Here is an 11,976-nt window from a genome sequence, read left to right as displayed (position 1 = left end):
GTCACCGCCCGGACAGCAGCTCGCCGTTGAAGACGACACGCAACGTCCGGACAGAAAGCATCACGATCACCCCGGACACAAAGGCAAGCAGAACGACGGACAACACCGTAATCGGCCACAGGCGCACCGTATCCGCATACCTCAACGTCGCATTGGTCAGTGCAGCGATCGGAAAACTCACCCCCCACCAGCCAGCGGAAAACGGAATGCTCCGACGGAATACCTTGAGAAACAGGGTAAAGAACAGAAACAGCCCGAAATAGAACAGGATCGCCGCAAACACATCGATGCTTTGCGTGAAGTTCGTATAGGCCAGGAACCCCACTTCGAACGGCGCGATGAGAATCATCAGCGACGGAATCATGTGACTCGCGAGCTTTTCATGATGAATCAGCCGCGAGATGATCATGGTGAACAGCACCAGCGCAAGAACGGATCCGATGCCAAGGGAAACGATGTTCAGTTCCCGGGCCCACGGCATGCGCATACTTCCACCCGCCACGGCGATGTCAAGTGTCGCCACCCCCGGAATCAACCACGCAGGCAAGGCGTGTCCCGAATCGATCTTTCCACGAACAAGCCGACTGAAGATTGTGAAAGCGAGGGCAATCGTCGCAACCGCTCCCACCGTCCAGACGACTTCCGCGATGGCTTCATTCGATGGACCGATAAGAGAAGAAATCAGAAGGATTGCGATCGGCACCGTCCCGAAGAAATTGCCAGCGATCGGGTGGCAAAATTCCTTCACTACCGCATCGGGATGTTTTGCGATCTTTGCAGCGTACGAGACTGTCAATACCAGGAATGCGATCACCGCCACCACGCTGATCACATCGGAAATGATCGGACTCACGCCAAACTGGCTTGCCGTCTGTCTCCATGCAAGGGCAAGCCCGGAAATTCCCATGACCGAAGCAAACAGGTTCACAGGAAGGTTCTTCACCGATATTTCGTTTTTCTCAATCGTCTGTTCAGAGGGTGATGGGAAGGTATGCATCGATTTTCCTCAGCGAATGTCCATGCCATGGACCTGTTGCCATGCACTGCCCGGGCAAGTATAGGTTTGGACATCGCGTGCCGATCCAACGACTTGATCAGGATTGTGGCCAGATTCTGCGTGTTTCTGGCCACTCGCGCGCTCAGTTCGCAGTCGGGGTCCTGGCGTACGCAGATTCCCAGCCTCCGCCGAGGACCTTGCACAGGGTTATGAGGTTCGTGGCCGCCGTTGCGCGGCTTTGCTCGAGATTGCTTTGCGACCGCAGGAGCTGTCTCTGCACGTTCAGCACGTCGAGATAATCGACTGCTCCGGCCTTGTACCGCCGCTGCGCAATCGCGAGAGCACGCTGGTTCTCGCTCACGACCGTCAGGAGCCGGTCGCGCCGCCGCTGCTCGGCATCGTAGGCGACCAGCGCGTCGTCAACCTCGCGCCATGCGTCGAGCACGGTGCGCTTGTACGCGATAGCGGCCTCCTGTTGCTGGGCCTCGCGCAGATGCAGCGTTCCCTTGAGTCGACCGCCCTCGAAGATCGGAAACGTGATCGACGGCCCGACCACAAACTGGCGCGAGGCCCAGTCGGCAAGGCTGGAAAGCTGCAGACTCTGGAATCCGGCGCTTCCGTTCAGCGAAATCCGCGGATAGAAGTCGGCCTTGGCCATCCCGATCGATGCCGTGGCCGCGTGCAACTGCGCCTCGGCTCGCCTGATGTCAGGCCTGCGCTGCACGATCTCCGACGGGAAGCCGACCGGCACGCGCTCCGGCAGCTCTGGCACTTCACGCCGTTCCGCAAGTTCCTGCCGCAACGCGCCAGGCTCCTCGGCCAGCAGCAAGCCGATGGCGTTGATGGCAGCTTCGAGCCGCGCTTCCAGCGTCGGCATCAGGCTTTCGATCGACGCCACCTGGGCTGCGGCATTGGCTACATCGAGATCCGTTGTCACGCCCTCGCGTGCACGGACCTGCGTCAGCCTGGCGGTGTCACGAGCAATCTCGAGGTTCTGCTTCGTGATTTCCAGCAGCGACTGGAGGTCGCGAAGTTCCACATAGTCCCGTGCAAGTTCGGCGCGGGCAGACAAGAGGATGGCGTTCCTGTCCTCGAACGAAGCTTCCGTCAATGCGCCGGCAGCTTCGACACTGCGCCGCACCCGGCCCCATATGTCGATTTCCCAGGACGCATCGAAGCCAAACTGGTACAGGTCAAAGGGCGGGGAACCGCTCGATCCTGGCACCGGCGCAACCCCGAGCGGCGACGAACCCGACGCCGGTTGCGGCGGGCTCCCCGTTGGGCTGACCCCCAACAGCGAGACAATGCCGTTCGGACTCCCGCGCTCGCGATAATAGGATGCGGCGCCGTCAAGCCGCGGAAGCTGGGCCGCGCCGACAACCTGTTGGGTCGAGCGGCTTTGCCGCAAACGCGCCGATGCCGCGGCCACGTCGAGATTCGCGTCGACCAGCCGGCTCTCGAGATTGTTCAGCAGGGGATCGTTCAGCAGCGTCCACCACTCCACGTTGAACTCCGCGTCAACAGCCTTGCTGCTTGCCTGGGCGGACTGGATGCGATGGAAGACATCTGGCGCAGAAGGCGTCGGGCGCTCGAAATCGGGCCCCACGGCACACCCCGCCAGTGCAAGACAGGCCAGTATCGCCAGGATCGAGGCCCGCATGGAGAAATCGGCGGCGTTCATCCTCTGTTACCTCCCTGGGGCAGCACATCTTCACGACGGGCAATGGCGACGTCCACCTCTACCGAAAGACCCACGCTCAATCCGGATGCGGCCTTCTGCCCGCGATCGATGGTGATCTTGACCGGCACGCGTTGGACGATCTTGGTGAAGTTGCCCGTGGCGTTATCCGGGGCAATGGGCGCGAAGCTCACTCCCGTAGCGGGCGCCAGGCTGTGGATATGGCCCTGGATCTCGACGCCAGGCAGGCTGTCAACCTTGATGCGCGCGCTCTGTCCCGGCCGCATGCCGGCAATCTGGTTCTCCTGGAAATTGGCCACCACGTACGCGTCCGACACCGGCACGATGGCAAGGACCGAAGCGCCTGCCGTCACGTATGCACCGACACGCGCCGAACGCCTGCCGATCTTGCCATCCACCGGCGCGTGGATTTCCGCATACGACAGATTGAGCCTTGCCTGTTCCAGTGCGGCTTCGGCACGCGCCAGGGCTCCCGCGGCCTTGTCGCGCTGCGTGTTCAGGACCATGAGGTTCTGTTCGGTGGTGCTCAGCGCGGCGCGGTCGCGGGACTGCTGCGCTACCTGCTCGGCAAGCGTACTGGACGCACGTTGCTGCTCCTGCTCGGTGCCGGCTCCGGCTTCCGAAAGATTCCGGTAGCGCGACGCGTTGGCGCGGGCAAACTCGACCGATGCTTCGTCGGACCGGAGCTTCGCCCGTGCCTGCTCGACCAGGGACGGATGCCGGGCGATCTCCGCGTCATAGTTCGCCACCATGGCTTTGGCCGCCAGAACGTCTGCCTGCGCACTTTGCAGCGCCGCCCTGAAGTCGCGGTCATCGATACGGACCAGGACCTGCCCGGCCTTGACCCATTGGTTGTCATCCACAAGCACCTCGGAAATCTGGCCAGCGATACGTGGGGCTACGAGCGTGAAGTCTGCCGTTACATAGGCATCATTGGTGGACTGCGCACTTGAGCCTGGAACGAGGGTTGCGCAGGCCCACGCAACGATGCCGACCGCGATGAAGATCGCTGCAAGGCGGATATTCCTGATTGGCGGGCGGGTAGCGGATGACATGATGATCTTCCCTTAGTGTGAAGAGGGTGGCGTAGTGCTCCAGGGCGGATAGATGCGCACGGGCAATATCGGAACGAGAAACAGCAAGGCAATGGCAACGCAGGCCATCACGCGGTACAGATCGGCCGAGGTCAGTACGAGCGCTTGCTCGTGGACACGATGGGCGAGCTGAGCCAGGGTGTGCACCGAATCGACGCCCCGGCCTGCCACGACGGCATTGTTGCCAAGCTGGTCCACCAGCATGTTCGAATGAAAGCGTTCGCGACCGGTACCCAGCCCCTCGATCAGGGCCGTTGCCACGGCAGCAGAAAACGTCTTGAGCGAGTTGAACATGGCCGAGGCGAACGGGCCCTCCGTGGGAGGCAATCCCGTGGTGACGCCCATCAGGATCGACAGGATCACCATTGGCTGGGCCATGATCTGCAGCGCCTGAAGCCAGTAGAAATTGACGCGTATCCATTCGGAAGTCATAAGACTTCCCAGCGCGCACGTGGCAATCATGAGCAGCAGCCCAGCCGTCATCACCCACCGGGAATCCACGCGCCGAAGGTTCAGCACGGCCGCCGTCAGCGGCAGTGTGATCAACAGCGGAAGCGCAAGCAGTAACGACAGCGGTGCCGTTTGCAGCGGCCTGTATGCGTGAACCCTGGCGAGGTATTGGCCGGGAATGGCTGCCACGCCGACCAGCAGAATCACGGCACCCGCCAGCGTCATGAGCCCATGCGCGAAGTTCCTGCGGGCGAGCAACTGAAGCTTGAAGAAGGGAAGCGGGTGAAACCACTCGTTGAAGAGAAACACAATGAGAAGGACTACGCCGCCGCCGAACATCACGCGGATGAACTCGGAGCTCAGCCAGTCGAGACGGTCCCCTTGCAGGAGGCCGGTTACGAGCATGGCGACTGCGGGGAATCCGGTCAGCAACCCGGTCCAGTTGAATGCACTGAGCCGCTCAAGGTTGTACGGATCATCCGGCAGGCCCCACCGGACGGCCGCACAGCTCGCAATACCGAGTGGCACGATCTGCCAGAAGACCATCTGCCAGCTGACGTACTCCGTCCACAACGCGGCAAGTGGCGTACCGACTGCGGGGCCGAAGGTCGCAGTCAACGCGTAGCCGGCGAGTCCATACAGCTTGATCTTCGGGGGAAGATAGCGCAATGCCACGATGATCAGCATCGGTGGCAGGCAGCCGCCCGCGACACCCTGCAGGACGCGAAGCAGGTAGAGCGCCTGGAGGCTCGGCGCAAACGGGCAAAGAACGCCAAGCAGCATCGTGGCCAGCACGGCGCCGATCGTGAATCGCTTCAGCGTAAAGGTAATGCCGAACCAGGGTGCAAATACCATCGTTGCGACATTGGCCGCTTCGAACAGCGTCGTGAGCCACGTCCCGTCGTCACGGCCGATCGAGAACACGCCCTGTACATCGGCCAAAGCCAGCGCGGTCACCTGTTCATTGAGGATGGCCAGCAACGATGCGAGCAAGACGCCGATCAGGCCGGTCGCCAGGCGCAGCGACAGTGCGGCACCCGCGGGCTTTGGATGCGAAGGGATCCCCTCCTCCTGCACGGAGACCGGGCGCGTCTGTTGCTCGACGGGCGGCACATCCGTTGCAGTGGTTGAAGGATTCGCTGTGGTCATAAATGTCCCCTGACGACTTGATGGGTCTTGGCTCCGGAGATTCCACTTTCTGCGGCGGGTCACGCCGGCAATCTCTGGAAGAAGCGGTGGGCGACTTCAAGCTTTACGTGGCACCTCTTCGAAGTATTGGGGCGCTTCGCGTCGGTCGAACATGCCGTACTCCCGCACGATGCGGATGCTCCTCAGACGCACGTCGCCTGGCAGCCTGGCGTTCTTCCCGAACGCCAGGGCCGCGGCCTCGTCGCGCCACGTCAGCACGACAATCACTTCCTCGGGTGACAACAGTGCCTTGAACACATCCCAGGCAAGCAGCCCGCGCGCTTGCGCATCCAGCCCAAGCGATTTTGCAACGGCCTCCGCGCTCGCCCCGTTGAGCCAGTAGCGCGACCGATCGGCATCGAGCAGTGTCACAGCCTTGCCTTCGCCTGCCTCGGTCACGTCCAGACGCTGCTGATGCAAGGCCTCGCCGATGGGCAGATGAGTGTCGGTGTCGACCTCTCCGATGCGCAGGCGGTAGTCGGCAAAGATCCGGTCACGGGCCGCCTGCTGGACCTTGTGGTGCTTGGTTGTGGTACGCCAGCGGATCAACGACTTTTCGTCACGCCAAATCGACAGCGAGAGCAGCCATCCTGGACGCGTCAGGCTTTCATAGCGCTCGTTGTCGATAAACCCTTCGATCTTCTCAAGTTCGGGCCTGAGCATTTTCGCCATGCCAAGATAGGCATCGAATTGCTCGGGGATGGGATTGACTTCAAGCATTGCAGAGAACACGGCCGACTCCTTCAATTCGTTGGCTGGACGATACGACGCAGCGGGTGCGCCTGCATTCCGTTGCGCCTCTCCGGCGCATTGCAGCGCGCTGGTGTTGGTGCATTCAATGTACGAGATGGAATGATTTTCTTGCGGAGGAAGCGAGTCCGTATCTGGCCAACTTATTCGATAATCTTGCCAGCAGATGTTTGAAATCCTTCTTAACCACCTCTGCATGCAATAGTCTTTTTCCGCCGGGTTAAAAGACATGAATAGCTGGATATTCAGACCCGGAGTGGTGGTGCGCGAGTGGCGTACTCGCTGGCAAGAGGCGGGGACCGGCGTATCCCCATATGGCCTGGATCCGGTCACTTTTGGCCAGTAACTGAACTTCTTCGGCCAGCGCGGCGCCGCCGTCGTTGCCACAATGACGCACGTCACCCTCACAATTCTTCCAGGCGCACACCAGGAACGTGCCAGGTGGGCAGGCGCAGGTACGGAGAACCCGTCGAAGCCATGGTCCACGAGCTGGTGCCGAACATAAGCTGTTCTCGAGTTGGAAGGGAAATTGTCCGTTTAATCCTGGCTGCTGATGTTGCCAGCACCAATTTCCATGCGATCCGGCCGTGACCCGAAATCCAGAACTTGCCCCCTCACTTCCCCTGACGCCTGCGCCATCGAGCGAGCGCTTGTCGGGCGCCGATATCATCCTGCGCGTCCTTAGCGAACAGGGCGTCGATACCGTATTTGGCTATAGCGGAGGCGCCATCCTGCCGACGTATGACGCCGTTTTCCGCTTCAATGCCATGCACGCGGAAGATCCCGCGCGCCAGATCAGGCTCGTTGTTCCCGCCAACGAGCAGGCTGCCGGCTTCATGGCCGCCGGTTATGCGCGTGCCAGCGGGAAAGTCGGCGTGTTCATGGTGACATCCGGGCCCGGCGCGACGAATGCGGTCACGCCAATTGCCGACTGCAATGGCGATTCCGTCCCGGTGGTGCTGATATGTGGCCAGGTGCCGCGCGCAGCCATCGGTAGTGATGCCTTTCAGGAAGCCCCCGTCTTCAACATCATGTCCGCCTGCGCCAAGCAGGTCTTCCTCGTGACGGATCCTGAAAAGCTCGAGCACACCCTGCGGACGGCATTCGAGATTGCCCGCACGGGACGCCCCGGTCCCGTGGTCGTCGATGTGCCGAAGGATGTCCAGAACTGGACCGGTACCTTTCACGGTTCCGGCACCTTGCAGTTCCGCGGCTACTCTGAACGTCTTCGCAAGGTGGCGCACGGCGCTCGCCTGGACGAAAAGAAGCGCGCCCGCTTCTTCGATCTTCTCGGACAAAGCAGGCGGCCACTGCTGTATGTCGGTGGTGGCGTCATAGCGGCCGGTGCCACGGCCGAATTGCGTCAGTTCAGCGAGCGCTATGGCATCCCCATCGTGACGACGCTCATGGGACTCGGTGCAATGCCCGCGGATCACGAACTGTATCTTGGCATGCTTGGCATGCACGGTGCCGCGTGTGCGAACTATGCCGTTGAGGATTGCGACTTCCTGATTGCTGTCGGTGCCCGATTTGATGATCGGGTTGCCGGTGGGCGACCTGACGCGTTTGCTCCCGGTGCGCGATACGTTGCGCATATCGACATCGATGAAGCGGAGATCAACAAGATCAAGCGGGCGCACTGGAGCCATGTCGGCGATGCCAGGCGCGCGCTGGCGTCGCTGGCGGAACATGGCCCGATCGAGTGGTCGCATTCGGACTGGCTCGATCACGTCGCCGAACTGAAACGGATTTACCGCATGAATTACGACCGGACCAGTCCCGCGATCCAGCCACAGTCTGTCGTGGAGGTGCTCGGCCGGATCACCGGAGGGCGCGCGATTGTCAGCACTGGGGTTGGCCAGCACCAGATGTGGGCGGCACAGTACTTCCGGTTCAGCGAACCCAGAAGCTTCCTGACATCTGGCAGCATGGGGACCATGGGCTTCGGACTGCCCGCGGCAATCGGCGCGCAACTGGCGCGGCCCGACGCGCTGGTCATCGATATCGACGGCGACGGCAGCATCCGCATGAACCTCGGGGAACTGGAGACCGCGACGACGTACGGGGTACCCGTCAAGGTTCTTCTGCTCAACAATCGCGGTGACGGGATGATCCGGCAGTGGCAGCGACTGTACTTCGAGGGGCGCTTTTGTGTTAGCGACAAGGCACTCCACCGCAAGGATTTTGTCCTCGCGGCGCAGGCGGATGGCTTCGAGTTTGCGTGCCGCGTGGAAGACGCCGACAAGGTCGAGGCGGCGCTCAGGGCCTTCGTCGAGTTCGATGGCCCTGCCCTGCTGGAGGTGATGGTTGACGAGAACGCTGACGTATTCCCGATGGTGGGACCCGGCCAGAGTTACGCAAGCATGATCACCGGACCATTCATCCCTTCACGATCCGGGCCGGAAGGGGCGGAACATGGGGCGCCGCATCTCCCTGCCGCCGATATGTTCTAGCCGCCTGCGCGGACCATGGGAAGTGGAACAGAACGGAACCCGCAGGAACTTGCCACCTGCCCGTCCGTCAGCCACTCCCCAGAAAGCACTGGCCGTGGACACGCCCCGCTGTCGGGGCGAGGCAGTCAGAACCGGTGACGAATACCCATCACCGCACCGAACTGGTCCTTGCCTGGTTGCACATTGAAGACCGCGTTCGCGCCGGTGCCACTGTTAAAGCCATTGACGCCCAGTTGCGAGTTTTCCTTGTTGAGCGCGTAGGACATCGACACGTACAGGTCTGTGCGTTTGGACAGCGAATAGTCCCCATTCAGCGCGAACTGCCACGGGTCCGATCCGGTCTTCCGGAAGTCCTGGTAGTAAGCGGTACCGGTCAGCGAAAAGGCGGGCGTCAGCTTGTACACGATGCCCAGCCAATACAAGTTCGAGCCGGCGTTGGCCGTCTGCGCGCCAGGCAGTGCCGCACCGCCGTACGCCTTTGCCAGGCGATATCCCGCATACAACCTGGCGGCGCCAGCGGCATAGGTGCCAGCCACGGAAGCGCGCCTGATGAGTGGCGCCTGGTTTGCCGGCGTGCCGACATGGGCGTCATCATAGGCCACGCCAACCGAGAAAGGTCCGGTGGCATAGTTCACGAACGCGCCGAAATCACGGCCGTAGACGTTGCTGCCCGCCACCTCGGTGCCATTGGATTGGAAAGCATAGAAGGCCTGGGCGGTCAGCCCTCCGAATGCGCCCACATACTTGATGGCATTGTCGGCGCGCGCGCCGAACTCAGGAGCAATCGAAAGCATGCCATAGCGGTCGGCGATGACATTGGGATCGTAGACAATGCCGAACTCGCGCATGGATGTCTGCTGTCGCCCAAGATGCACCGCGCCATACCGGCTTTCCAGGCCCACATGCGCGTCACGGCCGAACAGGCGCCCGCTCTGTCCGGAGTTTCCGGTATCGATATCAAAGCCACTTTCCAGCTGGAGTACAGCTCTCAGCCCGCCGCCGAGGTCCTCCACGCCGCGCAGGCCCCAGCGCGAGCCTGAGAGATTTCCCGATGTCACCCGCAAGAGACCACTGCCGTTACGCCCGGTATTGTCGACGTACTCGACACCCGCGTCCGCCAGCCCATAGAGCGCCACGCCGGACTCGGCATAGACGACGTTGGCGGCAAAGGATGCTGCCAGTACCGCAAAGACCTTCTTCATCAAACCCCACTTCGTTTTATCGAAACACCGCAGAAAAACTCGAAAAGAGCAGCGCCGGTTGCCTGAGCCCCGTTCCACAGGAAACAGAACGGCGCTGCCCAAGGCATGCCTTCACTTCAATCCAGACTCATAAGCAAATGCTCTACCTCGTCGTAACAGTGCCAACTTCGCCTGCAACACGACGCGCTTGTGTCAGCGCCGACACGGCTACCGACACGACGATGTTGACCAGCAGCGCAATCACGCCAACGTAGGTCGGATACACACCATCGCCAATATGCAGCGCATACACCGGCTTGAGGCCCAGGGAAATGGCGAGTCCCGTTCCGGTGACGATGCCGACAAACCAGCCGGCAAGCAGCCCGGTCGCGGTCAGGCGTCGTGTGTATAGCGTGAACACCACCGCTGGAAAGATCTGAAGAATCCAGACGCCACCGAGCAGTTGCAGGTCGATCGCGTATTGTGTGGGCAGCACGATGATGAAGAGCAATGCGCCGAACTTCACGACCAGCGAAAACAGCTTGGCACTCTTAGCCTCTTTTTCGGGGCTCACATTCGGCGCGACCAGCGGCTTGTACAGATTGCGCGTGAACAGGTTTGCCGCGCCGATCGACATGATTGCCGCCGGCACGAGCGCACTGATGGCGATCGCGGCTGCGCAAAAACCCACGAACCAGGACGGAAACAACTTGAGGAACAGCACCGGCACCACATCCGAAGCGGATGACACATGCACGCCGGCGGCAATCGCCATATAGCCGAGCACGGCAATCAGGCCCAGCAACAATGTGTACGCCGGCAGCGCGATGGCATTCTTGCGCACAGTGTTTGCGGAACCCGAAGACAGTATCCCCGTCATGGTGTGGGGATACATGAACCCCGCCAGCGCCGACCCGAGTGCCAGCGTCGCGTACGCCGTGAATTGCGATGGCTTGAGGATGATGCCGGTGGCGCCGCCCTTGGCGTTGAAGTAGGTGTCGGCAGCATGGAACAACGCACCGTAGCCGCCAAGCTTGCTGGGGATGACCGAGATCGCGGCAATGACCACGATATAGATCATGATGTCCTTCACGAAGGCAATCATCGCGGGCGCACGAAGCCCGCTCGAATAGGTGTACACGGCGAGAATGGCGAAGGCAACGATCAGCGGCAGTTCGCCATCGACGCCCAGCCCCTTGATCACCACTTGCATGCCAATCAGCTGCAGCGCGATATAAGGCAGCGTGGCGATGATCCCGGTGATCGCTACTGCCGCCGGAAGCCATCGTCCTCCGATCTCGCCCTGCACATAGTCGGCAGCCGTGATGTGGTTCTTGCGATGGCACACCTCCCACAGCCTGGGCATGACTGCAAACACGAACGGATAGACGATGATCGTATAGGGCATCGCGAAGAAGCCGTACGCGCCCACCGAATAGACCAGCGCAGGGACCGCGATGACGGTATAGGCCGTATAGAAGTCCCCGCCTACAAGGAACCATGAGATCACCGTGCCGAATTGCCGGCCGCCAAGTCCCCATTCATGAAGCTGTGACAAATCCCCCCGCTTCCACCGCGCCGCGACGAATCCCAGCACTGTGACGAGGACGAAGAAAGCAATGAACACCGCCATTGCCACGCTATTGACTGCGGGTGTCTCGCTCATTTCATCCTCCGATAGACGACGTACAGCAACAAGGAGGTAATCGGCACCCAGAGGAACTGATACCAGTAGAAGAATGGAAAGCCCAGCCATTCCGGTTGAGCGCTGTTATAAAACGGCAGCCACAAGAGGCCGATGTAGGGGGCAAACAGGAGCGCCCAGATCCAGCTGCGGGCTCCTTTATCTGGCGTATTCAATGTTGCTCTCCTGAAGTTCCTTGAGCGGACACGGATGTGCGCCCGGGGGATGGGAATCGGAATCGACGGCGTCGATCCGATGCCTTCCTGACGGGATGGCACGCGCAAGTTCGATCGCGATGCAATGCATCACAACCGTGCATCGCTGATCCAAATGGTAGTGAAGCGAGCGCGCGCAGGTCGACGCAAATGGGCCAGTCTCTGGCCAATGTTTGCGAGATACGGGCCAATCGACGGACTCGGCAAGGCGGAGGATTTCCCGCGGCAACCTTGGCAAGATTCACGAATAAAATGGCCCAATCCA

Annotated in this window: 9 protein-coding genes; 1 reads left to right on the top strand and 8 read right to left on the bottom strand. The window is 61.1% G+C overall.

Annotated elements, in window-relative coordinates:
* Nucleotide 1 precedes the first annotated feature (1 nt).
* The 5 genes from K2O51_RS11370 to K2O51_RS11350 all read right to left on the bottom strand — a co-directional run bounded on the left by K2O51_RS11370 (nucleotide 2) and on the right by K2O51_RS11350 (nucleotide 6,160).
* Nucleotides 2–997, bottom strand: a complete 996-nt coding sequence (locus K2O51_RS11370; protein WP_140950622.1) for an SLAC1 anion channel family protein — start codon at nucleotides 995–997, stop codon at nucleotides 2–4.
* Between the two features lie 142 nt (nucleotides 998–1,139).
* Entirely contained in the window at nucleotides 1,140–2,678 is a 1,539-nt protein-coding gene (locus K2O51_RS11365) for an efflux transporter outer membrane subunit (RefSeq protein ID WP_140950623.1), read from the bottom strand.
* Nucleotides 2,675–3,751: an HlyD family secretion protein gene (locus K2O51_RS11360; protein WP_011300603.1), complete on the bottom strand. Its 1,077-nt coding sequence runs from the start codon at nucleotides 3,749–3,751 to the stop codon at nucleotides 2,675–2,677. The genes K2O51_RS11365 and K2O51_RS11360 overlap by 4 nt, the downstream gene beginning before the upstream one ends.
* 12 nt (nucleotides 3,752–3,763) lie before the next feature.
* A complete protein-coding gene (locus tag K2O51_RS11355) occupies nucleotides 3,764–5,389 on the bottom strand; it encodes an MFS transporter (RefSeq protein ID WP_220630245.1) in 1,626 nt (541 codons plus the stop codon).
* 96 nt (nucleotides 5,390–5,485) lie between these two features.
* Nucleotides 5,486–6,160: an antibiotic biosynthesis monooxygenase family protein gene (locus tag K2O51_RS11350; protein ID WP_220630693.1), complete on the bottom strand. Its 675-nt coding sequence runs from the start codon at nucleotides 6,158–6,160 to the stop codon at nucleotides 5,486–5,488.
* Between the two features lie 605 nt (nucleotides 6,161–6,765).
* Between K2O51_RS11350 and ilvB the strand changes: the two genes are divergently transcribed.
* Nucleotides 6,766–8,631 (top strand): biosynthetic-type acetolactate synthase large subunit, encoded by a 1,866-nt coding sequence (ilvB, locus tag K2O51_RS11345; protein WP_220630244.1) that lies wholly within the window; start codon nucleotides 6,766–6,768, stop codon nucleotides 8,629–8,631.
* 125 nt (nucleotides 8,632–8,756) lie between these two features.
* On the opposite strand, the gene K2O51_RS11340 is transcribed toward ilvB, so the two are convergent.
* From K2O51_RS11340 to K2O51_RS11330, 3 genes are all read right to left on the bottom strand, one after another.
* Entirely contained in the window at nucleotides 8,757–9,833 is a 1,077-nt protein-coding gene (locus K2O51_RS11340; RefSeq protein WP_011300607.1) for a porin, read from the bottom strand.
* Nucleotides 9,834–9,975: 142 nt separating this feature from the next.
* Complete coding sequence (gene mctP / locus K2O51_RS11335) at nucleotides 9,976–11,478, bottom strand: monocarboxylate uptake permease MctP (protein ID WP_011300608.1); 1,503 nt, start codon at nucleotides 11,476–11,478, stop codon at nucleotides 9,976–9,978.
* Nucleotides 11,475–11,672, bottom strand: a complete 198-nt coding sequence (locus K2O51_RS11330) for a DUF3311 domain-containing protein (protein WP_220630243.1) — start codon at nucleotides 11,670–11,672, stop codon at nucleotides 11,475–11,477. Before K2O51_RS11330 ends, mctP begins: the two co-directional genes overlap by 4 nt.
* Nucleotides 11,673–11,976 lie beyond the last annotated feature (304 nt).

Source organism: Cupriavidus pinatubonensis (assembly GCF_019602855.1).
In the GTDB taxonomy this organism is placed as follows: Bacteria; Pseudomonadota; Gammaproteobacteria; order Burkholderiales; family Burkholderiaceae; genus Cupriavidus; species Cupriavidus pinatubonensis.
This window is presented reverse-complemented; position numbering and strand designations above follow the sequence as displayed.